Source organism: Rhizobium sp. 768_B6_N1_8 (genome assembly GCF_051811225.1).
GTDB lineage: Bacteria > Pseudomonadota > Alphaproteobacteria > Rhizobiales > Rhizobiaceae > Rhizobium.
The window spans coordinates 83,893-109,750 of sequence record NZ_JBPWPV010000002.1; the positions used below are offsets into that span (position 1 = coordinate 83,893).

Consider the following 25,858-nt stretch of genomic DNA (forward strand, 5'->3'; position numbering starts at 1 on the left):
CTTGAGTTATCAGGCGAGGAGCTCCCTGCGAAAGGCAGAAAGCCGGGTTCCCGGAAGCGCAAAGAGGCAACAAGCCCCAAGCCGCCCGAAGTCAGCAAGCGGGGGCGCGATCAACGCGTTGGCGATTTGCTGCTCGACCTCTGACGATAGGCTTCGAGTACCCGTGCGGAAGGGCGTTTGCGCTTTTTTGTAATCCTGCCTGGATTTTTCAGGGCTCACGCCGCATCCGTAGAATGAGCCGCGATCAATTCCAGCTCGCAAAGCTCATCGATAGTCTGGCGCCGGCGGATAAGCCGGGAGTTCTCCCCGTCCATGAGATATTCGGCAGCGTGAAGCCGGCTGTTGTAGTTCGACGACATCGACGCGCCATAGGCACCCGTTCCGTGGAAAACGAGCAAGTCGCCGACCTCGGCAGGAGGGAGCGCACGCGTCTCGACTACGCCATCGGCCCCTTGCGTGAATACGTCGCCCGATTCGCAGAGCGGGCCCGCTACGACAGTAGGGCGTAGCTTAGATGGGCTGAGGCTTCGACCATCGTGCGTGAGCACCGAGATCTCGTGGTAGCTGCCATAGAGGGCAGGGCGCATCAAGTCGTTGAAACCGGCGTCAACGAGGGTGAAGTGATTTCTGCCAACCTGCTTGGTTGCGCGGACCTCGGCCAACAGCGAACCGGCTTCTGCCACGAGGAAGCGCCCCGGCTCGATCTCCAGGCGCACGGCATGGCCGAGCCTGCTTTCTGCTTGCCCGCGCACGCTGTCCCACAAGCTGAAATAATGCGCGGTATCGATCGCCCTGTCCCCGTCGCGATAGGGAACTGACAGGCCACCCCCGGCAGAAATCGCCTCGACATCGTGATCCAGATCGCTCAGGAGAGCGGTCATCGCATGACAGACCCGCTCGAGATGGCCGTAGTCGACGCCGGAGCCGATATGCAGGTGAAGCCCGACGAGATGCAGGCGATAGCGGCGAACCAATTCGACAGCCTTGTTAAGCTCCGCATGCCAGATACCATGCTTGCTGTTTTCGCCACCCGTATTTGTCTTGTTGCTATGGCCGTGCCCGAAACCCGGATTGGCGCGAAGCCAGACGCGGTGACCGAGCGACAGCTCCCCGAGCTGGTGCAGCATGTCGATGGAGCCGATATTCACCTCGACCTTGTCCTTGACGACGCGGCGCAAAGTCGGGCGATCGAAAATATCGGCGGTGTAGACGATGCCCGCAGCACCTGAGAGGGTCGGGCTGGTGGAAAATCCGGCCCGCTGCGCGCGATCGATTTCGCCGAGAGACACGGAGTCCACAAGCACACCTTCCTCACGCATGAGGGAGAGGATGTGGATGTTGGAGCACGCCTTCTGCGCATAGCGGATCACGTCGAAGGCGCCGAGCTGCCTTATCCGATCGCGGATCGTCGTCGCGTCGTAGACCCATAAGGGCGTCCCATGCTGGTGGGCGAGAGGGGTGAGGTCATTGGCAGAGATGATGGGCATGGCGCTGATTGTCCGTAGATGGCAGCCCTCCGAACCGAAAGATCGTTTCAAGTTGGGCAATGCGGTTTTCACATACGGGTTGACCACGAAACCGGGCATATGAAAAATATCAATTTTTCCAAACTATATTCAATTCTGATATGAGGTGGGCATGGCTGTTACCCTACGGCATATCGAGGTCTTCAGGGCGGTGATGACGACAGGCAGCGTCACGAATGCGGCCGCTATGCTCGGCACCTCCCAGCCGACGATCAGCCGGGAGCTGGCAAGGTTCGAGCATCTCATCCAGATGAAGCTTTTTGAGCGTGTGCGCGGCCGCCTCCGCCCGACTGCGCACGCTCTGCTATTGTTCGAGGAAGTGCAGCGCGCCTATTTCGGGCTGGACCGGATCATCAGCACGGCGGCGTCGCTGCGCCAATTCGAGCAAGGGCAACTCTCCATCGTATGCCTGCCAGTCTTTTCTCAATCGCTCCTGCCGCAGACCTGCCGGTATTTCATCGAGCGGTTCCCGAACGTGGGCATCAGTATCGTTCCGCAGGAGTCGCCTCTGCTGGAGGAATGGTTGTCGGCGCAACGCTATGACCTGGGACTGACGGAGGTCGATCATGCCCCCCAGGGCACGGAGGTAACCCCACTCCTGACACTCGACGAGATTTGCGTGCTGCCGGACGCTCACCCGCTTCTTGAAAAGACCGTTCTCTCACCGGGTGATTTCGAGGGGCAATCCTTTGTCAGCCTGTCGGCGATGGATAGCTACCGGCGGCAGATCGATCAGATTTTTCGAAACGCCGGCATCATGCGGTGCATGGTCATCGAGACCCACAGCGCGGCATCCGTCTGCTCCATGGTACGGGAGGGAATCGGCCTGGCGATCGTCAATCCCCTGACGGCCCTGGACTATGCCGGCCACGGCCTACATCTTCGCCGGGTGTCATTCTCTATCCCGTTTTCCGTCAACATCGTGCGCCCGATCCATCGGCCGCAATCGCAACTGGTCGAGGTTTTCCGGGCCGAATTGGCGAGGCAAGCAGGGCTGATCGAAGCCCGGCTTGCCACGCTCATTGATTCTCGATGACTTCGTGAAGGCGTATGGGATAGCGGCGTGTTACCGATGCCCCGTCACACGCCATCAGTTCAGCACCGGCTCGCCGGCAGTGATGCGCTGCTCGCCTTCGTCAAACAGGTGGACGCTATCATGGAGCGGAGCGATCCGCAGCACATCGCCGGGGGCTGCCCTGATCCGCTCCCGGAAGACGCAGCTGATCGTCTGCGTGCCGAGACGGGCAACCACCAATGTCTCGGACCCCGTCGGCTCGACAACGGCGGTTGTCACCTCGATGCCGTTGGGGTCGAGTGTGATGTGCTCGGGGCGAATGCCGTAGGTGACGGCACCGGACGGGCGCCGTTCGCTCGGCAGGATAAGCCCGTCTTCGGTCCGGAAGCCTTCATTCGTCATGCTTCCCTTGATGAAGTTCATCGCTGGGGAGCCGATGAACCCGGCAACGAAGAGATTGCTCGGGCGATCGTAGAGTTCGAGCGGCGAGCCCGACTGCTCGATCACGCCGTCCTTCATCACGACGATCTTGTCTGCCATCGTCATCGCCTCGATCTGGTCGTGTGTGACATAGATCGTCGTGGTCTTCAGCCGCTGATGCAGCTCCTTGATCTCGGATCGCATCTGGACACGGAGCTTGGCATCGAGGTTTGACAGGGGTTCGTCGAAGAGGAAGACGGCGGGATCGCGAACGATTGCGCGGCCCATGGCAACACGCTGCCGCTGGCCGCCCGACAGCTGCTTCGGATAGCGCTCCAGGAGCGCCTCCAGGCCGAGGATCTTGGCGGCATTGCCGACACGCTGATCGATCTCCGTCTTCGGCATGCGCTTCAGCCGCAGCGAGAAGCCCATATTCTTGGCGACCGTCATATGCGGGTAAAGCGCATAGTTCTGGAACACCATGGCGATGTCGCGATCCTTCGGTGCCAGCTCGTTGACGATATGCTTGCCGATCTGGATCTCGCCCGAGCTGATGTCTTCCAGACCGGCGATCATTCTGAGAAGGGTGGATTTGCCGCAGCCGGAAGGGCCGACGAGGACGACGAACTCGCCGTCGCGGATATCGACTGAAACACCTTTGATGGCTTTGAACGCGCCATAGTCCTTGCGCGCATTGTTCACTCTAACATGAGCCATTTTCGTCCTCCCCGGTCGCGCTCAAAGCTTGTTCAAGACGTTTCTGAGGTAGGCGAGCCCAAGGCGTTCACCTTCTTTTCGCGCCTCGAGATCCTTGCCCGGCCATCCATAGGCGGCGTCCTCGTGCTCGATCGAAAGGGTGCCGTTGAAGCCGTTGGTCCGTGCCTGACGCAGGAAGCGCGGCCAGTCGAGAAGGCCGTGGCCCGGCAGCTTGTATTGCCACCAGCCCTTGCCGTGATAGCCGACCGCTTGTTGTGTGGCCGCATCGATTGCGGTGTCCTTGGCGTGGAGAATGGCGATGCGGTCCTTGACCGCGTCCATTGCGGCATAGGGATCGACGCCGATGCGGATGAGGTGCGAAGGATCGAATTCGAGACCGAAGCGCCGGTCGGGTATGCGCCTGAAGAGTTCCTGCCACCCCTTCGGCGTGGTTCCGACGAAATTATCCTTGGGCCCCGGCCAGTTTTCGATCGCGAAGACCAGGCCGCTTGACGTCGTCTTGTCAATCAGCCGGTTGGCGAAATCGGCAAAATCATCGTAATTGGCTTCGTCGTCGGCATTGTCGTTACGTCCGGGAAAGATCACGAAGATCGGCACGCCCGCTTCGCCGATCGCCTCGGCAAATTCCTCCGTGCGGGCGCGAAGTTCGCCGCGTTTGCCGCCGTCGGCATCGAGCTGATTGCCGAAATAGGTGACCGAGGAGACGAAGAGGTTTTGGTCGCGGGCAAGTGCCACCGCAGCCTGCACCTTGTCCGGCGTCTTGATATGGCCGCCGACATCGATTTCGATTGCGTCGAAACCGGCCGAAGCAGCGAAATTCACCACTTCTTCTAGCGGCCGGTCGTTGAATGTCGACGTATAAAAACCAATCCTCATCAATATCCTCCCAGCGGCCTTGCCGGCTGTTTCAGTTGTTCAGGCGATCCATGAATTTGAGGGGCGAACGGGTGCGTTGAACGGCGTCCGCGGATGCCAGCATCAGCGCCGCCGCCATCGGCATCGCCGCAGCACCGAGCGCCGAAGCGTCCTCGCCGATCGAGGCACGATGCAGCGAAGGCAGAGTGGTGTCTCCGGCCGTCAGATGTTCGTGAACGTAGCGGAGCAACTCGTCGATCATGCGGATCGGCAATCGGCCGCCGATGATGATGGCATCGGGATCGACGATCATGCCGATATGCTTGACCGCAACGGCAAGGTGAGCGCTCATTTCCTTCAGCCACTTCGACACCAGAGCCTTGCCACGTGCATCGAGTGTGAGAAGGTCCTGAGGCACGCTTGCATGGACGCCATGTTCGCCAAGAAACTTGTAGAGAAAAAACATCGTCACCATCTCACCGAGAAGGTCGACCTTCGGAGCGGTCTTGTCCCGGTCGTCGGCAATCGGCAGCCATCCGATTTCGCCGCTCAGCGCCATGGCGCCGCGGTGGCCGTTGCCGTCGAGAACGAGCCCTCCGCCGAGACAGGCATTGATGGCGATATAAAAGAAACTGCGGCTTTCCGCCCCGAGGCCGTAGTCAAGCTCCGCAAGTGCTGCGGCATTGGTCTCATTTTCGATGAAGACCGGATGCTGGGTCAGGTTTTCGATTGCTGCGCGCACGTCGAATTCCATCCATTCCGAATAATCGTCGGGCATGCCGAGGAAAGGGATCTCTCCGAGCCAGTCGGGCATCGCAAGCCCAATGCCGGCCAGGTGCGCGTCGTCGATCAGGCGGCTTCGCTGGAAATGCGATATCGCATCGGCCGTCAGCTGCATGAATTCGGCGGGCCGCACGTAGCGCTTTTCGTGGTGGACGCGGGCGCGTACGTTGCCGACGGCATCCACAGCCACAATCGTCAGGTGATCGCGATCGATGTTGATGCCGATTGCAAAGAACGCATCGGGGTTGATCTCGAGCTCGATTGCCGGCTGACCCCTCAGCCCATGTCGCCGGCGAGCTTCGATGATCAGGCCTTCGTCGAGCAGCCGATCGACGATTCGGGCGATCGCCGGCTTCGTGAAACCTGTCTGCCGGGCAATCTCGGCGCGCGAAATCGGCGCCTGCCGATGGATGCAGCGCAGCACGACGGCTCTGTTGTGCTCGCCCGCATCCTCGACATTGGCCCCCGTCAGGTCGGGAGACAGTCTGGCGCCGGTCGTCTGGTTCATGGGTTGGGATCCTCTATCAGCCACGGACACGCAAACCGACCCTACCCCTTCACCGCACCACTGGTCATGGCGCCAAGGATCAGCCGCTGAAGCGACAGGAACGCCACGATCGCCGGTACGACGGAGATCAGGCAGGCGGCCGCAAGCAGCTGGATGGACGAGTCGGTCTGCATGCCACGGAAGTTAAAGATCCCGACGCCGATCGGCATCAGATTGTTTTGCGTGAGCAGAAGAAAAGGCACGAGGAATTGCGACCAGCCGGCAATCACAGTGATGATGAAGACGGAAGCAATACCCGGCGCCGATAGCGGCAGGACGATCCGCCAGAAGACCGAGAACCGATTGCATCCGTCGATCATCGCAGCCTCGTCGAGACTGCGCGGAATGCCGTCTATCGTGCTCTTCAGCAGCCATGTTGCAAGCGGCACACCGAGGGCAATATAGACCATTGTCACCGCAAAATGCGTATCGAGCAGGCCGAGACGGTTCATGTAGCGGTAGAGCGGCACCATGATGACTAGCGGCGAGATCATCTGGAACAACAAAAGCCCCATCATCGACAGGCCCTTGCCCCTGAACTGGAAGCGGGAGAATGCGTAGGCTGCGGGAAGGGCGACGACCAGAACACCGAAACCGCTGAAGGCGGCGAGCTTCAAGCCGTTCCAGAGGTAGATCGGGAAGTAGCTGTTGTTGAGGACGGTGACGAAATTATCGATGGTCGGATTGTGCGGGATGTAGCGCGCCACACCACGATAGATTTCGCGCCTGTCGCGCAAGGCCATCGATAAGAGATAGCTGAGGGGGCCGGCGAAGAAGATGAACATCGCCAGCATGAAGAGATAGCTTAGGAAATCGCCGAAGCGCGTGCCGGTGCGCCTGCTCATTGCTCTTCCTCCTTCGGCAGGAACGATGCGTAAACGAAGGCAAGTCCGAGGCTGATGATCAGCATCAGCACGGAGAGCACACTTCCGCCGGAAAGGTCGTAATTGCGGAAGACGATGTTGAACACATAGAGCGAGATCACTTCGGTCGCGCGCCCCGGTCCGCCGCCCGTCAACGTGATGATCGCGTCAAAAGTGTTGAGCGTCATGATCGTGATGAGGATCATGTTGACGAGCATGGCTGCGCGCAGCTGGGGGAGGGTGATGAAGAGGAACTGTTGCGGGCCCGTTGCGCCGTCGACATCTGCCGCCTCATAGAGCGAGGGGTCAATCGATTTGAGGGCTGCATACATGACCACCATCGAGAAGGCCGTGCCGCGCCAGATGTTCGAGATCAGCGCCGACCACGGCGCAATCGCGGGGTCGGAAAGCCAGGCGACCGTCGGCAGGTGCATGAGCCGCAGGATGCTGTTCAGCGCACCGTAGGGGGCTTCGGAAAACAGCATCTGCCAGATGATGCCGCCGGCAATCCCGGGCACCACCCAGGCGATAAGCGCCGTGGTGCGCAGGACGGTCGTGCCGTACAGGCCGCGTTTCTCGCCTCTGATGACGACGACGGCGACGGCGAGACCAAATATCTGCTGTCCGATGACGCTGCCGCCGACGAAGATAAGGGTCGCCCACATGATGTCGGGCAGCTGCGGCGAGCTCAGCGCATTCGATATCGTGCCGAGCGTATAGACCGGATTGTCGCCGATCAGCGTCGCATTGGTGAACGACAGACGGAACACGTCGATCACAGGGTAGAGATAGAAGATGCCGATGACGATGATCACGGGCATGATCCAGGGCAGCGGGGCCCCGGCAAAACGGCGCATGAACGATCTGCTGTGAGGCGGGCTGGCAGCCTCGATGGCAATGGGGCTCATTGGGCTTCTCTGTCCGGGTTTGACATGACCGGCGACGCCCGTCGTGGGCGCCGCCGCGATCTCAATCGTTAGAGACGCTTGTAGGCCTCCATCGTCGCGTTGAACGCGGCGTCCAGAGCCTCTTCCGGCTTCTTGGTGCCTGAGAGAACGTCACCCATCATGATCTGGATCTGGTTGGAGATTTCCGGATAGATCGGGGCGCCCGGGCGGGCCTGACCATTAACGAGAGCCCCCGCAAAGGTCTTGTTGGCTTCGGTCGCGAAGACATCGTACTTGTCGAAGAGCGACTTGCGCGTCGGCAGCTGCTGCTGCAGGGCGTTGGCCGGTCCCATATAGACCTCGCGGGCAAGGTTGGCGCACATCTCCACCTTGTCCTTGTCTTTGCTGAACGAGGCGATCGTCCATCCGCCGGTGCCTGTGGAGCGCTGGTCGGCGGTCGGGCCGGGGATCGGCGAGAAGGTCCAGTTCTTGAACTCGTCCTCGTCGAGCGTGACCTTCAGCTGGGCATATTGCCAGTTGCCGCCGATGAAGAGTGCCGTGGTTCCGGCTGCCGCGGCGGCGTTGAGGTCGTCATAGTTGCCGATGGTGGTCACGCGTTTGGGTGCTGCACCGGAATCAACAAGGTCCTTGTAGTAGGTCAGGGCTTTTAAGAATTTCTCCTTGTTTTCGCCCTCACCGAAGATCGGCTTGCCGGAATCGTCGACGAGCTTACCGCCGAGCGCCCAATAGTTGGCCAGCCAGTCGAAAGTGGACCCTTCGTAACGGCCGGCGTTGAAGAGGATACCTTCCATGCCCTGCTCGACGGAGGAAAGCCCGGCCTTCTTCAGGTCATCCCAGGTCTGCGGCGCATCGGCAACGATGGACTTGTTGCGGTAGAGCACGCGAAGGTCCGTATCCCACCACCATGCACGGATCGTCTGATCCTTGTCGGTAATGCCACTGCGAATGAAGGGGAACAGGTCGGCGACCTCTTCTTTCGAGAAGTAAGGCGTGAAGTCGGCGAGCACATGGTTGACCATGAACTGCGAGAGCACGAAGGAGTCGACCGCGGCGCAATCCGGAGCGTTACCGGCCTTAGCCTGTTCCAGCATCTTGGCCTGTTCGGTACCGATGTCGGCCGACATGAACTGCATCTGCAGTTTCCAGTCGGGATGCTTCTTGATGAAATCGACGAAGAGTTTCTGATAGCCTTCGGCAATTGCCGGGTCGGCGTTGTTGGGGCTGTCGTTCGTGAGCCGGACGACAAGGGTTTTTGGCGCATCGGCAGCGCCTATCCTGTCCTTTGTCGCAAGCTCCTGGGCAAATGCGGTAGGCACTGAAAATAACATTGTGCTCAGCGCTAATGCGCTGATGAACGCTCTCTTCATGATGGGTCTCCTCCCCATTTTAAACGGATACAGCCTGGTGGTCAGTTGACCTCTCCTCATTTCCATGCTGCATTAATTAGATTAAGTTACTTTGATTTGATGTCAAGCCGCAGCTTGGGAGGATTGAGATGCCGGCGACATTCAACACAAGTTAGCGGACCGCAGCCGCATTTCCCGATCACAAAAATCGAGCCATTTCGGTATTCGCGATGGCACGGTGAGGTTTTGCCTCGGCTACGTGAAGGTGGCCGAACCTGACATCTATGGAGGATCAGATGCGCTTACTCATTCTCGGCACTGGCGGAATGGCCAATCAGCATGCCGCAAATTTCAAGGCGATCGAAGGCGTGAGCGTCGTGGGCGGGGTCGATGTCGTACCCGAGCGACTGGCGGCCTTTTGTTCTGAACATGGCATCCCCAATCACTTCAGCACACTCGAGGAAGCCCTTGCCTGGGGCGAGTTCGATGCCGTTGCCAATGTTACGCCCGACCGCATCCACCATCCGACGACGCTTCAGGCGATTGCTGCGGGCAAACATGTCTTCTGCGAAAAGCCGCTTGCGACCGATGCTATCAAGGCGATGGAAATGACGGATGCCATCGAGAAAGCCGGCAAGGTCGGCATGGTCAACTTCACCTATCGCAATTCGCCCGCCCTGCAGAAGGGCCGGCAGATGGTGCTTGCCGGTGAAATCGGCGAGATCAGGCATGTCGAGGCATCGCATCTGCAGAGCTGGCTTGTGGGGCGTCATTGGGGCGACTGGAAGAGCGAGAGCAAATGGCTCTGGCGCCTCAGCAAGAAACATGGGTCGAACGGCGCGCTCGGCGATATCGGTATCCATATCGTCGATTTTGCGTCCTATGGTTCGGGGCTCGATGTCGCCCATGTCTTCGCGCGGTTGAAGACTTTCAACAAGGCGCCGGGCGACAAGATCGGCGAATATGATCTCGATGCGAATGACAGCTTCACAATGAATGTCGACTTCACGACGGGTGCGATCGGCACAATCCAGGCAACGCGAACCGCGGCCGGCCAGATGGATCAGCTGCGTCTCAGGGTCTATGGCGAGACCGGTTCGATCGAGATGATCTACGACACCGGAAAGTCGACGCTTCGCGCCTGCCTCGGCGAAGATGTTCACACCGCAACATGGCGCGACATCCCCTTCGATCCGGTGGAAACGAATTATCAGCGCTTCGTGCAGGCCGTCAGGGCAGGCAGAACGCAGGAACCCTCGTTCCGCAGGGCGGCGAATATCCAGAAAGTGCTCGACAAGGCGCTTGCCTCGGATGTCAGCCACACGGACGAGGCGCTTGCCTGATTCGATACTAGGACGTCAGGCGGAAACCGGTGGCAGCAGGGTGTTGAGGAAGGGCAGCAGTGCCGCCCCCAGCGCCACGCCGCCGCCGCTGAAGCTTGCCGGCTTCATCGGCGAAATCCACGGTGTCAGGAAGGGTCGCTTGGATGTGTCGCGGCGCTCGACGGAGAGCTGGTGGATCAGTGCTTCGATGACGCTTCGCGGCAGGTCGCCGCCGATCATGATGACACCAGGCGCGATAAAGCCGGCCATGGCGATGATCGGGTCGAGCAGGTGGCTTGCCGCATCGCGGATCCACTGTGTCAACTGAGGGGAGGACGGCTCTTCGCCCGAAATGAGGCGCTTGAACTCGTCGTCGCTGACCAGTGCGCGCAGCGCGCCGAAACCGACCACCGTGTTCAGCCGGACATTGTCTGGGCCGGTGAGCATCTCACCGATGCTGCCTGCGCGTCCGTGGACGCCCGAATAAGGAATGCCGCGAACGAGGAAGCCGGCCTGGACATCTTCGTCGATGATGATCATCGCCAGTCCGCCTTCGGGGGCAGGCGCGCCGATGGTACGTTCGGCAAGCAGGCTTGCGGTGCACTCGTTCTCCACGTGACTGACGGGAAGCGTGGAGGCTGCGTCGAGCTCATCGCTTTCCTGCGCGGTCCAGTCGTTTGACCCGATCCCCAGGCCGATGATCGGCATGCCGGCATGCCGGCCGATCATCTTCTGGGTGGCTGAAAGAATTGACGGGACGCGCGCTGCCGCGTCGAGTGGAAAGTAGTCCCGATCGTGGACCTGGCCGCTGAGGTCGATAAGGACGGCTTCGCCTCGGCTCTGGCGAAGCCTGATGCCGATCGAGAATGCCCCATCAGGGCGCAAGGCAAATTCGGTGGCGGTCGCGCTGTTGCCGGCGCCGTTGCGGCGGTGCGACGTCACCAACCCTCCCTCGCTGAGGCGGCGTAGAATATTGGTGATGCCCGGCCCGGTAAGCCCGGAATGCTGGCCGAGTTCCATGCGGGTCAATGGACCGTGCCGGCGGATAGCCTCCAGAATGACGCGGATATTTCTGTCGGCGATTTCTCCCGATCGCAGACCGATTGTTTTACCCCGCGTTACGGCCGTTTCCTCTGTCTGACGTCGCCGCGGCCCGGATCGAAGATACCGCATAACCGTCTTCCCTAAGCACCTCGATGCTTGTGTATCACAGGTAAAACTCTCGCAACCTATTTCTTGTGCGCTTGACTGCAAAACAAAGTTACTTAATCTAAGGGATGCCACGCGCCTCGGTTGGAGGAGACGGGACGCGGTGGCTGCGGCCTATTTGCGCGACCAGGTTTTCTCCCCACCCGTCACTTGCTTATTTTCCATAGGACCCGCCATGTCTCTCACCATTGCCCAACGCCTCGATCGCCTGAAGGTTCGCACAGCCGAGCTCGCTCACTGGCGCGACAGGCAAAGCATCGTGATCGACGGCTGGACCTTCGACGGCGAGCCGATCGCCCATGATCAGGACTGGCCGCACCGCAAGGGGACGGTGCATTTCGCGGCATCGGCCACAGTGCCGCGCGACTGGCCAATCGAAAAGGTTCGCCTGCAGCTCGATCTCGGCGGCGAGAGCCTGATCACGCTGCACTATTCCGGCGGCCAGGCAGAGACATTCGGGCTCGACCCCTATCATCAGGAGTTTCCGATCAAAGCCAGGGAATTCTCGATTACCACTGACAGCGTTGCCCGCTTTCCCTTCGGTGAGCCGAACCGGGCACCGAAGCTCAACAAGGCGCGGCTGATCTGGCTGGACGAACCGGTCCACAGGTTGCACCTCCTGTTGCGGCAGATCGGCGAGGCTGCCGACGTGCTCGAAAGCCATGAGGTCGTGCCGCACCTGATCGAGGCGGCCGAACAGTCGCTGCGCAGCCTCGACTGGCCTTCGGACACGTCAGCCTATATTTCACGCACAGCCGGTGCGGTGATGCAGCAGAAGATCTGGGAACTGCCGGAGCTTGAGGCAAACCCGGCCGGCCTTAATGAAGCGCAGAGCGCTTCGGCCGGTGCCGCCTATGATCAGCTGATCGCGCGATTGAAAGAGCTTCAGAAGCGTTTTCCGCCGAACGGTGAACTGCTGCTGACCGGCCATGCCCATATCGACCTCGCATGGCTTTGGCCCTACGACGAGACGCGTCGGAAGATGCGTCGCACCTTCAACACCGCGCTCTCGCTGATGGAACGGTCGGACGACTTCCGGTTCAATCAATCGACCGCCCATTATTATGCGCAGATGGAAGAGGATGATCCCGACCTTCTCGAACGGATCAAGAAGAAGGTCGCCGAGGGCAAGTGGGAAACTGTCGGCGGCATGTGGGTCGAACCCGACACCAACATGCCAACGGGTGAGAGCCTTGCGCGGCAGGTACTGTACGGACAGCGCTATTTCGAGAAACACTTCGGCCTGCGCCACACGGTCTGCTGGCTGCCGGACTGCTTCGGCTTTTCCGGGGCCTTGCCGCAGGTCCTCCAGCTTGGGGGGATCGACAGTTTCTTCACGATCAAGGTGAACTGGAGCGAGACCAATCATATCCCATCCGACTTGTTCTGGTGGAAGGGGCTCGATGGAAGCAAGGTTCTGACCCATACTTTCGACAACCCGATGCATGGCTACAACGGTTTCGTGCAGCCGGATTGCTTCGTGCCGACCTGGAAGAATTTCCGCGGCAAGACGCAGCATGACACATCGCTGCTCGCTGTCGGCTACGGTGATGGCGGTGGTGGCGTGACACCCGAAATGGTCGAACGCGAAGTGCAACTGCGCGACTTCCCGGCAATCCCCAGGGCACGTTGGGGCACGGTGAAGGGCTTTTACGAAGAGGCCCACCGCACTGCGGCGCAAAAAGAGCTTCCCGTCTGGGACGGGGAAATCTACCTCGAACTGCACCGCGCGACGCTGACGTCGCAAAGCGGCGTCAAGCGCAAGCACCGGCAGGCCGAGCGGTCGCTGATTACGGCCGAGACGATCGCTTCGCTCGCGCATCTCTTGGGTGCCGGCAAACCACAAAGCCTGGAAGCGGATTGGCGCGTCGTCCTGAAGAACGAATTCCACGACATCCTGCCGGGCTCAAGCATCCGCGAAGTCTATATCGACGCCGAGCGGGAGCTCGACGGCGTCATCGACAATGCCGAGGCGGAGAAGGCCAAGTCTCTGAAGACGCTATCAGCTCATCTTCCGGCAGGTGGGGTGACGGATGCGTTGATTGCCGTCAACCCGTCGCTTGCGCCGCGGCCGCTGACCGCCAGGCTTCCCGATGGGACGGTCCTGTCATCTGCCGAAATCGTCGCGCCTCTTTCCGTTGCGGTCTTTGATCGCAAGACCCTCAAGCCCGCCGGCGTGCTGAAAGCCGATACGCGCAGCCTCGAAAACGAGCATCTGTCTGTTGTCATCGGCAAGGATGGCGCCGTTTCAAGCCTCGTTCACAAGGCAACGGCCAGGGAGGCGATCGAAGGAGCTGCAAATCAGCTCTGGGTCTATCCGGCCGACAAACCTCGCAATTGGGACGCCTGGGACGTCGATGCCGACTATGCCGAAAAGGCTGTCCGCCTCGACAGGCCCGAGAGCATCACACTTGCCGAACAGGGGCCACATCGTGCCGCGATCCGCGTCGTTTACCGATACCGAAACTCGACGGTCACCCAGCTTTACGTGCTGACGGCCAATGCCCGCAGGCTCGATATCGAGACGACCATCGACTGGCATGACCGGCGTACTCTGCTCAGAACGCTGAACCCGGTCGCCGTGCGTTCACGCACAGCCACCTTCGAATGCGCCTTCGGTATCGTCGAGCGGCAAACGCATACGAACACGTCCTGGGAGCAGGCAATGTTTGAAGCTGCCGCACATCGTTTTGTCGATCTCAGCGAACCGGGTTTCGGCGTCGCTCTGCTTAACAATGCCAAATACGGGCACAGTGCGCGCGGCAATGTCATCGGGATGAGCCTCGTGCGCTCGCCGATCTATCCCGATCCACTCGCCGATGAAGGCGAGCAGAACTTCACCTACGCGCTGATGCCGCATGAGGGCGCCTGGCATGAAGGCGATGTCCTCCAGGAAGCGATCGATCTCAATCAGCCGCTCGTCACCACCGAGGCCAGTGGCCTCTCGGCAGGCACGCTGTCGCCTCTCGGCGTCGAAGGCATACCAGTCGCCTTTTCGGGACTGAAGCCGGCGGAGGAGGGAGAAGGCCTTATCCTGCGGCTTTACGAACCGGCGGGCCGGCGCGGCCGTCTTTCGCTCGCCTTGCCCTCGGGCTGGCAGGCTTCGGGACCTCTGAACATCCTCGAAGAGCCGATCGAGCGTGCAGGGCCTGCCGACATCATGCCGTTTGAAATTCGGACCTGGAGGCTGCAGCGAAGCTAATCGCGTCAGTATCTGGAAAGGTGTCGCTACGCGTTCCGAATCCATTGTCGATCGCTCCCGGGAAAAGTTTCAACATGTCGCAGTGGCCCGGCTCGCGCCGGGCCCTATCTTCCGGCTGGTCTTTCACCAGCTCTCGAGGAAACGATCATGACGGAATCCGTGAAGTCCGTACCTGCGCCCCGCGATCAGCACCTGCGCGACATGGCCAATTGCATTCGCTTCCTCTCGATGGACGCCGTCGAGAAGGCCAAGAGCGGACACCCTGGCATGCCGATGGGCATGGCCGACATTGCTGTCGTGCTCTTTTCCGACTTCCTGAAATTCGATGCCGAAGACCCCTACTGGTTCGATCGGGACCGTTTCCTGATCTCCAACGGGCACGGCTCGATGCTGCTCTACAGCCTGCTCTATCTGACCGGCTACCGGGATATGACGATCGACCAGATCGAAAACTTTCGTCAGGTCGACAGTAAGACGGCCGGTCATCCCGAATATCGCCATGCCACGGGCATCGAGACGACCACGGGTCCGCTCGGACAAGGCATTGCCAATTCGGTTGGTTTCGCACTTGCCGAGCGCATCATGAACGCCAGGTTTGGTGACGATCTTTCAAACCACTACACCTATGTCTTCCTCGGCGACGGATGCCTGATGGAAGGCATCAGCCAGGAGGCCATATCGCTTGCGGGCCACTTGAAGCTCGGCAAGCTGATCGCGTTCTGGGACAACAATTCGATATCGATCGACGGAGCCACAAGTCTGGCGGAATCCGACGATCAGCCGGCGCGGTTCCGCGCATCGAACTGGCATGTGCAGGAGATCGATGGACACGATACTGACGCCATCCGAAACGCGATCGTCGAAGCCCAACGGATCACCGATCGCCCGTCGCTGATTGCCTGCAAAACCATCATCGGCTTCGGCTTTCCGACCCGCGCCGGCACGCAGAAAGCCCACAGTGATGCTCCAGGTGAAGAGGAGATCGCTGGCGCCCGCAAACTTCTCGACTGGAACGCACCACCCTTCGAGATCCCGTCCGACCTTTTGGATGACTGGAGAAAGATCGGCGCCAAGGGACGCAACACCCGGATGGCCTGGGCGGTTCGGGTCCAGACGGCGAAGGCGGATATCCGGGGGGAATTTGAACGCCGCATGAAAGGTGAGCTGCCCTCGGACTGGACCGGAGCAATAGAGGCGGCAAAGCATGAGCTTCTGTCCGCTGAAAAGGACCTGGCAACAAGGCAGGCGAGCGGGATTGTTCTCAACCACCTTGCTGAGACCATCCCCGAGCTCATCGGCGGATCGGCGGACCTGACACCGTCGAACAACACGAAGGCCAAATCCATGATCGAGATTGCGCCCGGTCAGTATAATGGATCCTATGTCCATTACGGCGTGCGCGAACATGGGATGGCGGCTGCCATCAACGGCATTGCCCTTCATGGCGGGTTGATCCCTTATGGCGGCACCTTCCTGACCTTTTCCGATTACGCCCGGCCGTCAATCCGGCTGGCGGCGATGATGGCGGTGCGTTCGATCTTCGTGATGACCCATGATTCGATCGGTCTCGGCGAGGATGGTCCAACCCACCAGCCTGTCGAACATCTGACGGCCCTGCGCGCCATTCCAGGTCTTGCCGTGTTCCGTCCGGGCGACCCGATCGAGACGGCCGAATGCTGGCAGGCAATCCTTGATGCTCCGCGGCAAGCAGCCTTGATCGCACTGTCCCGCCAGCCCATGCCGCTTCTGAGAAAGGAGCCTGGCTCTCTCAACCTGTCGGCAAGGGGCGGATACGTTCTGCTTGAGGCTGAGGGTGGCGCTCGCGAGCTGACGATCATGTCGACCGGATCGGAATTGCACCTCGCCGTTGAGGCAAGGGCGAAGCTCCAGGCGGAAGGCATTCCAACCGCGGTCGTCTCCATGCCGTGCCGCCTGCTGTTTGAGGCACAGGCACCGGACTATAAGCGTGAGGTTCTCGGAGACGGAACTGCGCGTGTCGCGGTGGAAGCTGCCGTCCAGGATAGCTGGGACCGATATCTCGGGCTCGACGGCCGGTTCGTCGGCATGCACAGCTTCGGCGCGTCGGGCAAGATCGACGACGTCTACAAGAAGTTCGACATCACCACGGACGCCGTTGTGAAAGCCGCGCAAGGGGCACTGGGTTTCCGTCGTCGATGAGTGATCGGCAATCGCGGACGGCTTGCGGTCTCTAACTGCTCATGGGTGCAGCCGAAGCTCCTGCGGCTGCCCTTGGCCACGCCCTCATGTGACGCGAATTCCGGCTCTAGCCGGCGCGGCGCGTGGGTTGGTAGCCCCTGCTGCCGTCGAGAAGCGTGCGTGTATAGGAATGTTCGACATTTCCGCTGAGCAAAGCCTCTCTTGAAGCGATCTCCACGAACATCCCGCCCTGCATGACGGCGACGCGATTGCATAGATGAGCAATCACAGCCATATCGTGGCTGACGAGAATGTAGGTCAGTTTTTCCCTTTCGCGCAGGTCCTTCAGCAGATTGAGGATCTCGGCCTGGATGGACACGTCGAGTGCGGATGTCGGCTCGTCGAGGAGAAGCACACGCGGCTTCAGTATCAGGGCACGTGCGATTGCGACACGCTGGCGCTGACCGCCCGAGAGCTGATGCGGAAAACGATGATAGAAGGATGGGGGCAGGCCGACGTCACGCAACACCTGTTCTACGCGCTCCCTGTGCCGGTCGACGCCATGGATTTCAAGGGGTTCGAGGAGCGTGCGGCCGATCGTGTGACGCGGGTGAAGCGAGCCGAATGGGTCCTGGAAGACCATCTGCTGCTTGGCGAGCTGCGATTTTGAGCGATTGGCGGTGATTGCCTCTCCGTCGATCGCAATCGAGCCATCCCATGCTTTGATCCTGCCGGCCAACGCGCCGAGAACAGTGGATTTGCCGCATCCGCTTTCCCCGACGAGGCCGAACGTCTCGCCCGGAGCAACGTCGAAGGAAACATCCTTGACCACCTGTTTGGCGGAGTGGCCGCTGCCGAAGGAAACGGCAAGATTTTTGACTGACATCATCATGCTCATGCCTCCGCCCAGCTCGGGTCTCGCCTTAGGACCTCAAGGCGGTCTCGAGGGTGGTCGAGGCTCGGCAACGCCTGCAAGAGACCCCGTGTGTAAGGATGGGTTGCCTCTTCGAGCTTTGCGGCTTCAAGCTCTTCGACGATACGCCCGGCATACATGATGATCACTCGATCGCAGAAGCTCTTCACCAGGTTGAGATCGTGCGAAATGAAGATCAGCCCGATGTTGCGCTCGGTGATCAGGTCGTCGAGGATCGACAGGACCTGCTGGCGCACGGTTACGTCGAGAGCCGAGGTCGGCTCGTCGGCGATGATCAGCGATGGGGAGGAAATCAGCATCATCGAGATCATGATGCGCTGTCCCATGCCGCCCGAGACTTCATGCGGATAAAGGTTGAAGACGCGCTCCGGATCGCGAATGTTGACCCGTTCCAGCATGGCGAGTGTGCGTTTGCGCGCCTCGCGGCGGCTGACGCGTTCATGCAGGATGACGGTTTCGGCGATCTGCTCGCCGACCGTCATGACCGGGTTGAGCGAATATTTCGGGTCCTGCAGGATCATCGAAATGCGCCGCCCTCGGATCGAGCGCATATCGGCCTCGCTTGCTCGCACGAGATCGACATTCTCGAAGCGCATTTCGTCGGCAACCACTTTGGCGGTCGCCGGCTGCAGCCGCATAATGGCGCGTCCGGTCGTGCTCTTTCCGGAGCCGGATTCGCCGATGATGCCGACTTTCTCACGCCCGACGGTGAAGGAGACGTTCTTCACGGCCGTGACGACGCCCGACAGGGTCGGGAACTGGACCGACATGTTTTTGACCGAAAGGATCGGCTGGGATTGATCAGGCATTTCGGGGATCCATGATGTCGCGCAGGCCGTCGCCCAGCAGATTGAAGGCAAGGCTGACCACGAGGATTGCGATGCCCGGAACAGTCGTCAGCCACCAGGCGTCGAGCAGATATTGCCGGCCCGACGCTGCCATTGCACCCCATTCGGGCATCGGCGGCTGGGCGCCGAGACCGAGGAAACCGAGGCCGGCCGCCGTCAGGATGACGCTCGACATGTTGAGCGTCAGTCGGATGATGATCGAGGGAGCACAGAGCGGCACGATGTGATGGAGCAGGATGCGGCCCATGCCGGCGCCCTGCAGCTCGGCGGCGACCACGAAGTCGGCGGCGCGGAACGTCAATGTTTCGGCGCGCGCCAGGCGGGCAATCGGCGGCCAGACGGTCAGCGCAATGGCGATGACGGCATTCTCAATCCCAGGTCCGAGCGCCGCAGAAAAGGCGAGTGCGAGAACGAGGCTCGGGAAAGACAGGAAGATATCGGTGATGCGCATCAACACGACATCGACCCAGCCGCCGAGATAGCCGGCAGTGGCACCGATCACAAAGCCGATCGGCGCCACGATGACCGTCACCAGGATGCTGATATAGAGCGTTGTGCGTGCGCCATAGACGAGACGCGAATAGACGTCGCGGCCGAACTCATCGGTTCCGAACCAGTTCGCGGCAGATGGCGGCTTCAGCGCCATCGTCAGATCCTGGGCAATGGGGTCGTAGTTGGCGAGCATCGGCGCGAAGGCGGCGACCAGCACCAGCGCAAGCACAACCAAAAAACCCGCAAAAGCCAGCGGATTTGCAAGCAGGCTCAGCCACAGGACATAGGCCTTGTGGAAGCGTGCCTGCCGGGTCGAGGAAAATTCCTCGTTGATCAGCCAATTGTGGAGATCGTTGAAATAGCGTGTCGCCATGATGTCACCGGGTACGCGGATCGAGGAAGCGGTAGGCGATATCGGACAGCAGGTTGATGACGATCGAAATGATGCCGATCAGGAGCACGCTGCCGAGGATCGCGTTCATGTCCGCGAAGAAGAGAGCCGAGGTCAGATATTGCCCGAGGCCGGGCCAGGCAAAGACCGTCTCGATGAGAACCGTGCCGTCAAGCAGACCGCAATAGGCGAGTGCCACGATGGTCAGAAGCTGCACCCGGATATTGCGGAAGGCGTGTCGCCAGACGATGGCGCGCTGGCCGAGGCCCTTGGCTTTCGCCGTCAGCACATATTCCTGCCGAAGCTGTTCCAGCATGAAGCTGCGGCTCATGCGGCTGAGATAGGCCATGGCCGCATAACCGAGGATCAGGGCAGGGGCTGTGACATGCAGCAAGGCATCGCGGAAAACCTCCCATTCGCCGGCAATGATTGCATCGACGAGAATGGAGTTGGTCGGTCCTTCGACCAGCCCTTCATTATAGACGTCCAGTCGGCCGCTGCCGGGGATGAGCCCGAACTTGGCGTAAAAGACCAGGATGACGATGGTGCCGAGCCAGAAAATCGGCGTTGAATGCCCGAGCAGCCCGACGACACGCGCGAGATGATCGACCCATGTTCCCTTGCGAACAGCGGAGATGATACCGAGCGGAATGCCGAGGCCGGCGCCGATGATCGTTGCGAGCGTCGCAAGCTCCAGTGTCGCCGGGAAAACCCGGGCAAGATCACTTGCCACGGGGTTCTTGGTCACATGTGACTGGCCGAAGTTCAGGTGAGCGACATTGCCGAGATAGGTCGCGAACTGGACATAGAGCGGCTGGTCCAGCCCCATCTCCTTGTAGACCCGCTCATAGGTCGCCTGGTCGGCCTGGTCCCCGATCACGGCAATGACCGGATCAGCCGGGACCATGCGGCCGACGACGAAGGTGATGATCAGCAGGCCGAGCAGCGTCGTCAGGATAACGCTGAAGGATGTCGCCACCTTTCGCACTGCGTCGAGCACGGCTGCTCCGCCGCCCGATGCGGCCTCGGATGTTTGTGAAATGCTCACGTCATTCTCCCTTGGAGGAGGTCACTCGCCCTTGGAAACGGTGTCCCAGCGCGTCAGCCATGTCGAATGGCCGATATAGCCTTTGACTTCCTTGCGAACCGCCTTCGCGTCGGTGCGCAGGAAGGAGGTGATCAGCGGCGGAGACGATTCGAGATAGGCCTTGTTGATCTTCGCATAGAGATCGACCCGCTTCTGCTGATCCGTCTCGTGGGCGGCCGCAGTCACCATATCCTGAATATCCTTCGGCACATCCCAGGCGGTGCGCCAGGCATTCAGGCCCGTCAGCTTGGCGTCGTCGGAATTATTGGCATTGGTTGCATAGGACTGGAGAACCGCGTGAGGATCCGGCAGGCGATCACCCGATCGCGCCGAAAAGATCTCGAATTCGCGCGTGCGGAACTTGCCGATATGATCGCCGCCCTGAAGATCGAGTTTGATGCCGGCCTTGGCGGCATTCGCCTGCAGGGACTGCGCAACCTCATATTCCGGGGTGACCGGCGTTGCGTAATAGACCTTCGAGAAACCATTCGGATAGCCGGCTTCGGCGAGCAGCTGCTTGGCCTTTTCGATGTCGAGCTTGTAGGGATTGACCTCGCTTGCACCCGGCAGGCCGGCCGGAATGATGGTCTGCTGCTTGATGCCGTAATATTTCATGACGGTGTTGGCGAGGCCGTCATAGTCGATCAGATATCGGAAGGCTTCGCGGACCTTGGGATTGGAAAGAACCTCGTCCTTCTGGTTCAGGGCGAGGTAATAGAAACCGAAACCCGGCGTCTTCTGGATGTCGGCCTTGCCGCCGGACTCGACGGCCGCAAGATCCGTGGAGGACAGACGGGTCGCGACATCGACGTCACCCGCCTCAAGCTGCAGGCGCTGGCCGGAGGATTCCGGCATATGGCGGAGAACGACACGCCGCATCTTGGGGGCGCCCTGCCAGTAATCCTTGTTGGCATCGGCGATCAGCAGGTCATTGACGCGCCAGGTGCGCAGTGCATAAGGCCCCGAGCCGGCGTCGTTGGCCTGCAGGAACTCGCGCCCCATATCGCCGTCCTTTTCATGCTCGGCCAGGAACTTGCTGTCCAGGATCGAGGTCGAGAAGCTCGCCAGCGAATAGAGGATCAGGTTGGGGTTCCAGAGGCTGGGCGTCTGGAGGACTACGGTGGTGTCGTCGCTCGCCTTGATCAGATCGTCGACATTCTTGTCCGTAAAGCCCCATTGGCGAAGGTCGACGGATGGCGCGAGCCCCAACTTGACGAGACGCCGCAGCGACCACTCGACGTCCTTTGCCGTCAGCGGATTGCCGGAATGGAACTTGATGCCGGAGCGGATCTTGAATGTGAAGGTCTTGCCGTCCGGCGAGACGCTCCAGCTTTCGGCGACGCCCGGAGCCGGCTTGGTAATATCGTCGGCCGGCAACACGATCAGCCGCTCATAAAGGTTCGCGACAATTTCAGCCGCTTCCAATTGATTGATTTCGTTTGGATCGAGGCCGCGCATCGACGACATGTTCGTCGCGATGACCAGCTGGTCCTTCGGCGTGGCTGCGGCCGCAGCCAGTGGCATCATCAGGCTCACGGCAACAAGCGCCGACGAGATCAATAGCCCGCGTCTTTGGATCTTCATTTTCTTCCTCCCAAGCATCTCTGCAAACACATCAGAGCGAATTTTGATATCGACATCGATCTGAAATCTGGTATATCAGATCTCACAAAACGATTTTGTCGTCAACGGGAGAATTTTCGGCTTATGGAAAATAAGATGGAGGGTGGGGCGGGCGACGACCGCATCGAAAAGATCGATCCGCGATTCCTGACGACCCTTCGTGATCATGTTCATAAGACGCTGCGGGCGGCGATCCTGTCCGGTCGCTTTCGCGCCGACGAGCGCGTCAACGAGCGCCAGCTCGCCGAGCAGCTTGGTGTTTCCACCACTCCGATCAAGGAGGCGCTCCGGCAGCTCGAGACCGAAGGACTGGTTGAAACCCTGCCGCGCCGTGGGGTGCTGATCCGGTTCAACGCCGGATGGGCGGAGGAAATGATCCTGGCTCGCGCTGCTCTGGAATCGATGATCGCGCATCTCGCCGCCAAGCGGATCACCAACGAAGAAGCTAGGAAGCTCAGCGATACGGTCGCATTGATGAAGGCGGCCACGGCCGATGGCGGTGCAGACGATCTCATTGCCCTGAACGAGACCTTTCACGAGCAGATCCACATCGCCTCGCGCTGCCAGTATCTCTCGCGCATGATCGAGCGCCAGCAATTCTATGACGCGAGCATTCGCCGCGTCATTCATTCCGACAACAAGGAGCGCGACAAGGCTCTCGCCGAGCATACCGCCATCGCTGCCGCCATCGTCTCGAACGACAGCGACAAGGCCGAGCGGGTAATGCGCGATCACGTCGTCCGCTCCGGCGAAACCTATCTCAACATCGTATTCAGGAAGAAAGAGGACATTTGACGTGACCGTGGGAATGGACAAGATTCGCAAGGCCCTGACGGGCATTTCCGGCGTTCCGGTGACCCCCTACAAGGCTGATGGCAGCATCGATCTCGCCAAGCTTTCCGCATTGATCGCGCGCCTCGCCAGCGCCCGGGTCCACAATCTGATGGCGGCCGGCAATACGGGCGAATTCTTCACCCTGACGATGGACGAGGTAAAAGCGGTCCATGCCGCCACGATCAAGGCTGCGGATGGCAAGGCTCTTATCAGTGCCGCCGTCGGGCGTTCGCTGGCGGAAGCCAAGGCGCTCGCCCGTCACGCGATTGCCGAAGGCACTGACGCGATCATGGGTCACCATCCGATGGATCCCTTTGCCGGGCCGAGCTACCAGGCGAAATATTTCCTCGAACTTGCCGAAGCGTCCACTGTCCCTGTCATTGCTTATGTCCGCAGCGACACGTTCTCGGCCGCCGATTTCCGCAAGCTTGCTCTGCATCCCAATATCGCCGGCATCAAGTTTGCATCCGGAAATCTGATGCTGCTTGCCGAGGTCATCCGCTCGACGAAGGATGCGCCGGCGATCTGGGTCTGCGGGCTTGCCGAGGGCTGGGCGCCTGCCTTCTATGCCATGGGTGCTCGCGGCTTTACCTCGGGCCTCGTCAATGTTTTCCCCGAGCGCTCGCATGCCATCCATCAGGCGCTGGAAGCCGGCGACTACGCGGCTGCCCGTGCTCTTATCGATGACATCGCCGGTTTCGAAGCGCTGCGCACCAAATATCTGAACGGCGCCAATGTCACGGTCGTCAAGGAGGCGCTCGGCATGCTCGGAACCGATGTCGGCCCTGTTCGCCTTCCCGGCGTTGAAAGTCTGACGGACGCGGAGCGCGCGGAACTGCGCGCAATCGTCGACAATGTAAGCGGCAAGAACCGCGCCGCCTGAGGAAGAATCGCATGCATATCACCGGCTTCAAGACCTACATGCAGCGCGTCGACGACCGGCCGCGGCTGCTCCTGAAAATCGAGACGAGCGAAGGCATTTCCGGTTGGGGCGAGTGTTACAATCACGGCCCCGACTGGGCGCTGCCGCCGCTCTTCGACTACCTCTTCCATCAGATCGAAGGGGAGGACCCCCGCCGAGTGGAATTCCTTGTGCTGAAACTCAATCAGCAGTGCCGTTTTCCGCCGGGCGCGCTGGGGCTTGCAGCGATTTCGGCGATCGATCACGCGCTCTGGGACATCGCCGGCAAGGCCGCCGGCCTGCCGGTTTACATGCTGCTTGGCGGCAACGTTCGGGATCGGGTGCGCGTCTATTGCGGTGTCTATACCGCGCCGGACCCGCAGACGGCGCAGGACCAGACCCTCGAGCTGAACGAAAAATACGGCTACACGGCTTTCAAGCTCAGCCCCTTCCGCCGCGACCTGCATGCCGGTCGCTGGGGCGAGCTTGTAAAGGAAACCGGTGACTGGTTCGCCAAGATACGCGAGATTACGCCATCGCATTTCGAATTCGCATTTGACGCTCATGCGAAGATCTTCGAGCCCTATCAGGCGGTGCAGCTCGCTGCGGCGATTGCCCCAAATGATCCGCTTTTCTACGAGGAGCCGATCCGGCCGGAGCACATTCCGGCATGGGCCGAGCTGAAGTCGAAAGTCTCCGTCCCGTTGGCGACGGGAGAATCTCTCTACAATCGCTTCGAATTCCTCTCCCTGTTGTCGGCCCGTGGCGCTGACATAATCCAGCCCGACATATGCGTTGTTGGCGGCGTAACGGAAATGCGCAGGATCGCAACAATCGCTGAGGCTCACTATGTAACCGTCGCGCCGCATAACCCGATGGGGCCGCTCGCGACCGCGGTCAATATCCACTTCTGCGCCGCACAGCCGAACTTCAAGGTCCTTGAGTTCAAGCCCCATGTCCACGCGCCATGGGCGGCCGATCCGTATATGCCGGTCGATGGCCATATGGAATTGCGGCCCGACCGTCCGGGTTGGGGTTTGGAAATCGATGAAAAGGCATTGCAGACGGAAGACTACATTCATTGGGAGCGGAAAATCACCCGCAAGCCGGATGGATCGACGGCTTATCCCTGATTGGTTCCGTTGAAATGACAAGCTTGCTTTAACGCTAGGGAAGCGCGCGCCACAGATCGTGATCGCGCTTTCCGCACTTCCCAGCTATGCGGGGAACATGGCCACTTTCCCGGCTCTCGATGACGCGCAAATGCTTGCGTCGTGAATTAAGCGGGAATTTGCCCCATCAAGGAAAAGTCTATTTCGTCATCTGCTCTGTAAGATGTGCCCGAGAAGGTGATGGCTCGAAACTATCGGCGAAATATTGCGTTTCACGGGCCACCAGCCCGTCACGAAATTCCATGATGCTGACGGCATGAGAGGGCGTGCCGTCATAGGTGAGTGTGAATTCGGTGACCCACAGATCTCCGCTGCCGATAATTCGTCGGACTGTAAACTGCTTCTTGTTTGGCTGGACGAACCGGCTTTCTTGAATGTTGTGCCTGCCGCGGATCCGCTCCCCTGATTGCGGATAATCCAAAAAGGCATCTTCGTGATAGATCTCGTGTTCGACGTCGAAATCGTTTGCGTCCGAAGCCTCCCAATGGCGCTCCAATGTCTTTTGAATTGTTCGATCTTCCAAGGGGATCTCCAACCCGCGTTTGCGGCCATCATCCTCGGGACAGCAAATAGTCGTGCTTTCGCTGTTCGCAGGGGCGTCATGGGTGCCCCTGCCAATGCAGCCGACCGCGGATCGTTCGAAGGATACGCCTGGGGAGAACTGCCGGCAATCTGCGTCGCCGGTACACGCTGATACACTTCAGCC

At 60.2% G+C, this 25,858-nt stretch carries 21 protein-coding genes; 7 read left to right on the forward strand and 14 right to left on the reverse strand.

Annotation, left to right across the window (positions count from 1 at the left end):
• Positions 1-215: 215 nt before the first annotated feature.
• Positions 216-1,487 carry a diaminopimelate decarboxylase gene (gene lysA / locus AB8B33_RS24705; protein ID WP_439017372.1) on the reverse strand — a complete coding sequence of 424 codons (1,272 nt, stop codon included), beginning with the start codon at positions 1,485-1,487 and terminating at the stop codon, positions 216-218.
• A 151-nt stretch (positions 1,488-1,638) separates the two neighbouring features.
• Between lysA and AB8B33_RS24710 the strand changes: the two genes are divergently transcribed.
• Positions 1,639-2,562 carry a LysR family transcriptional regulator gene (locus tag AB8B33_RS24710; RefSeq protein WP_439018842.1) on the forward strand — a complete coding sequence of 308 codons (924 nt, stop codon included), beginning with the start codon at positions 1,639-1,641 and terminating at the stop codon, positions 2,560-2,562.
• 54 nt (positions 2,563-2,616) lie between these two features.
• On the opposite strand, the gene AB8B33_RS24715 is transcribed toward AB8B33_RS24710, so the two are convergent.
• From AB8B33_RS24715 to AB8B33_RS24740, 6 genes are all read right to left on the reverse strand, one after another.
• A complete protein-coding gene (locus AB8B33_RS24715; RefSeq protein ID WP_439017373.1) occupies positions 2,617-3,678 on the reverse strand; it encodes an ABC transporter ATP-binding protein in 1,062 nt (353 codons plus the stop codon).
• A gap of 21 nt (positions 3,679-3,699) precedes the next feature.
• Positions 3,700-4,554 carry a sugar phosphate isomerase/epimerase family protein gene (locus AB8B33_RS24720; protein WP_439017374.1) on the reverse strand — a complete coding sequence of 285 codons (855 nt, stop codon included), beginning with the start codon at positions 4,552-4,554 and terminating at the stop codon, positions 3,700-3,702.
• A gap of 31 nt (positions 4,555-4,585) precedes the next feature.
• Complete coding sequence (locus AB8B33_RS24725; protein ID WP_113321264.1) at positions 4,586-5,824, reverse strand: ROK family transcriptional regulator; 1,239 nt, start codon at positions 5,822-5,824, stop codon at positions 4,586-4,588.
• A 41-nt stretch (positions 5,825-5,865) separates the two neighbouring features.
• On the reverse strand, positions 5,866-6,708 hold the full coding sequence (locus AB8B33_RS24730) for a carbohydrate ABC transporter permease (RefSeq protein WP_113321265.1): 843 nt from the start codon (positions 6,706-6,708) through the stop codon (positions 5,866-5,868).
• A complete protein-coding gene (locus AB8B33_RS24735; protein ID WP_113321266.1) occupies positions 6,705-7,634 on the reverse strand; it encodes a carbohydrate ABC transporter permease in 930 nt (309 codons plus the stop codon). Before AB8B33_RS24735 ends, AB8B33_RS24730 begins: the two co-directional genes overlap by 4 nt.
• A gap of 68 nt (positions 7,635-7,702) precedes the next feature.
• The gene (locus AB8B33_RS24740) at positions 7,703-9,001 is read right to left on the reverse strand and encodes an extracellular solute-binding protein (protein ID WP_113321267.1); all 1,299 of its coding nucleotides are present in this window, start codon (positions 8,999-9,001) and stop codon (positions 7,703-7,705) included.
• Between the two features lie 275 nt (positions 9,002-9,276).
• On the opposite strand from AB8B33_RS24740, the gene AB8B33_RS24745 reads away from it, so the two are divergent.
• The gene (locus AB8B33_RS24745; protein WP_439017376.1) at positions 9,277-10,323 is read left to right on the forward strand and encodes a Gfo/Idh/MocA family protein; all 1,047 of its coding nucleotides are present in this window, start codon (positions 9,277-9,279) and stop codon (positions 10,321-10,323) included.
• Positions 10,324-10,338: 15 nt separating this feature from the next.
• Here AB8B33_RS24745 and AB8B33_RS24750 read toward each other — a convergent pair whose 3' ends face one another.
• A complete protein-coding gene (locus AB8B33_RS24750) occupies positions 10,339-11,475 on the reverse strand; it encodes an ROK family transcriptional regulator (RefSeq protein ID WP_439017377.1) in 1,137 nt (378 codons plus the stop codon).
• Positions 11,476-11,686: 211 nt separating this feature from the next.
• Here AB8B33_RS24750 and AB8B33_RS24755 point away from each other — a divergent pair, with 211 nt between their 5' ends.
• Together AB8B33_RS24755 and tkt are read left to right on the forward strand one after the other, a co-directional pair.
• Positions 11,687-14,713, forward strand: coding sequence for an alpha-mannosidase (locus tag AB8B33_RS24755; RefSeq protein ID WP_439017378.1), 3,027 nt, complete (start codon positions 11,687-11,689; stop codon positions 14,711-14,713).
• A gap of 147 nt (positions 14,714-14,860) precedes the next feature.
• The gene (gene tkt, locus AB8B33_RS24760) at positions 14,861-16,891 is read left to right on the forward strand and encodes a transketolase (RefSeq protein ID WP_439017379.1); all 2,031 of its coding nucleotides are present in this window, start codon (positions 14,861-14,863) and stop codon (positions 16,889-16,891) included.
• Between the two features lie 106 nt (positions 16,892-16,997).
• Here tkt and AB8B33_RS24765 read toward each other — a convergent pair whose 3' ends face one another.
• From AB8B33_RS24765 to AB8B33_RS24785, 5 genes are read right to left on the reverse strand one after another with little or no spacing between them, the layout of a single operon-like run.
• The gene (locus AB8B33_RS24765) at positions 16,998-17,759 is read right to left on the reverse strand and encodes an ABC transporter ATP-binding protein (protein ID WP_439018843.1); all 762 of its coding nucleotides are present in this window, start codon (positions 17,757-17,759) and stop codon (positions 16,998-17,000) included.
• 5 nt (positions 17,760-17,764) lie between these two features.
• Positions 17,765-18,613, reverse strand: a complete 849-nt coding sequence (locus AB8B33_RS24770; protein WP_439017380.1) for an ABC transporter ATP-binding protein — start codon at positions 18,611-18,613, stop codon at positions 17,765-17,767.
• Positions 18,606-19,517: an ABC transporter permease gene (locus AB8B33_RS24775; RefSeq protein ID WP_439017381.1), complete on the reverse strand. Its 912-nt coding sequence runs from the start codon at positions 19,515-19,517 to the stop codon at positions 18,606-18,608. The genes AB8B33_RS24770 and AB8B33_RS24775 overlap by 8 nt, the downstream gene beginning before the upstream one ends.
• Positions 19,518-19,521: 4 nt before the next feature.
• On the reverse strand, positions 19,522-20,583 hold the full coding sequence (locus AB8B33_RS24780) for an ABC transporter permease (RefSeq protein ID WP_439017382.1): 1,062 nt from the start codon (positions 20,581-20,583) through the stop codon (positions 19,522-19,524).
• A gap of 21 nt (positions 20,584-20,604) precedes the next feature.
• Positions 20,605-22,206 (reverse strand): ABC transporter substrate-binding protein, encoded by a 1,602-nt coding sequence (locus AB8B33_RS24785; RefSeq protein WP_439017383.1) that lies wholly within the window; start codon positions 22,204-22,206, stop codon positions 20,605-20,607.
• Positions 22,207-22,329: 123 nt separating this feature from the next.
• On the opposite strand from AB8B33_RS24785, the gene AB8B33_RS24790 reads away from it, so the two are divergent.
• Genes AB8B33_RS24790 through AB8B33_RS24800 form a run of 3 tightly spaced genes read left to right on the forward strand, consistent with a single transcriptional unit; the run spans position 22,330 to position 25,113 of the window.
• Positions 22,330-23,040: a GntR family transcriptional regulator gene (locus tag AB8B33_RS24790; protein ID WP_113323840.1), complete on the forward strand. Its 711-nt coding sequence runs from the start codon at positions 22,330-22,332 to the stop codon at positions 23,038-23,040.
• Between the two features lie 13 nt (positions 23,041-23,053).
• Positions 23,054-23,962, forward strand: coding sequence for a dihydrodipicolinate synthase family protein (locus AB8B33_RS24795; RefSeq protein ID WP_113323839.1), 909 nt, complete (start codon positions 23,054-23,056; stop codon positions 23,960-23,962).
• 11 nt (positions 23,963-23,973) lie between these two features.
• Positions 23,974-25,113 (forward strand): mandelate racemase/muconate lactonizing enzyme family protein, encoded by a 1,140-nt coding sequence (locus AB8B33_RS24800; RefSeq protein WP_037109672.1) that lies wholly within the window; start codon positions 23,974-23,976, stop codon positions 25,111-25,113.
• A gap of 178 nt (positions 25,114-25,291) precedes the next feature.
• On the opposite strand, the gene AB8B33_RS24805 is transcribed toward AB8B33_RS24800, so the two are convergent.
• Positions 25,292-25,675: a nuclear transport factor 2 family protein gene (locus AB8B33_RS24805; RefSeq protein ID WP_439017384.1), complete on the reverse strand. Its 384-nt coding sequence runs from the start codon at positions 25,673-25,675 to the stop codon at positions 25,292-25,294.
• Positions 25,676-25,858: the final 183 nt, after the last annotated feature.

Coding starts and splice junctions, on each gene's coding strand:
- lysA (WP_439017372.1), bottom strand. CDS start 1,487: ATGCCCATCATCTCTGCCAATGACCTCACCCCTCTCGCCCACCAGCAT.
- AB8B33_RS24710 (WP_439018842.1), top strand. CDS start 1,639: ATGGCTGTTACCCTACGGCATATCGAGGTCTTCAGGGCGGTGATGACG.
- AB8B33_RS24715 (WP_439017373.1), bottom strand. CDS start 3,678: ATGGCTCATGTTAGAGTGAACAATGCGCGCAAGGACTATGGCGCGTTC.
- AB8B33_RS24720 (WP_439017374.1), bottom strand. CDS start 4,554: ATGAGGATTGGTTTTTATACGTCGACATTCAACGACCGGCCGCTAGAA.
- AB8B33_RS24725 (WP_113321264.1), bottom strand. CDS start 5,824: ATGAACCAGACGACCGGCGCCAGACTGTCTCCCGACCTGACGGGGGCC.
- AB8B33_RS24730 (WP_113321265.1), bottom strand. CDS start 6,708: ATGAGCAGGCGCACCGGCACGCGCTTCGGCGATTTCCTAAGCTATCTC.
- AB8B33_RS24735 (WP_113321266.1), bottom strand. CDS start 7,634: ATGAGCCCCATTGCCATCGAGGCTGCCAGCCCGCCTCACAGCAGATCG.
- AB8B33_RS24740 (WP_113321267.1), bottom strand. CDS start 9,001: ATGAAGAGAGCGTTCATCAGCGCATTAGCGCTGAGCACAATGTTATTT.
- AB8B33_RS24745 (WP_439017376.1), top strand. CDS start 9,277: ATGCGCTTACTCATTCTCGGCACTGGCGGAATGGCCAATCAGCATGCC.
- AB8B33_RS24750 (WP_439017377.1), bottom strand. CDS start 11,475: ATGCGGTATCTTCGATCCGGGCCGCGGCGACGTCAGACAGAGGAAACG.
- AB8B33_RS24755 (WP_439017378.1), top strand. CDS start 11,687: ATGTCTCTCACCATTGCCCAACGCCTCGATCGCCTGAAGGTTCGCACA.
- tkt (WP_439017379.1), top strand. CDS start 14,861: ATGACGGAATCCGTGAAGTCCGTACCTGCGCCCCGCGATCAGCACCTG.
- AB8B33_RS24765 (WP_439018843.1), bottom strand. CDS start 17,759: ATGATGTCAGTCAAAAATCTTGCCGTTTCCTTCGGCAGCGGCCACTCC.
- AB8B33_RS24770 (WP_439017380.1), bottom strand. CDS start 18,613: ATGCCTGATCAATCCCAGCCGATCCTTTCGGTCAAAAACATGTCGGTC.
- AB8B33_RS24775 (WP_439017381.1), bottom strand. CDS start 19,517: ATGGCGACACGCTATTTCAACGATCTCCACAATTGGCTGATCAACGAG.
- AB8B33_RS24785 (WP_439017383.1), bottom strand. CDS start 22,206: ATGAAGATCCAAAGACGCGGGCTATTGATCTCGTCGGCGCTTGTTGCC.
- AB8B33_RS24790 (WP_113323840.1), top strand. CDS start 22,330: ATGGAAAATAAGATGGAGGGTGGGGCGGGCGACGACCGCATCGAAAAG.
- AB8B33_RS24795 (WP_113323839.1), top strand. CDS start 23,054: ATGGACAAGATTCGCAAGGCCCTGACGGGCATTTCCGGCGTTCCGGTG.
- AB8B33_RS24800 (WP_037109672.1), top strand. CDS start 23,974: ATGCATATCACCGGCTTCAAGACCTACATGCAGCGCGTCGACGACCGG.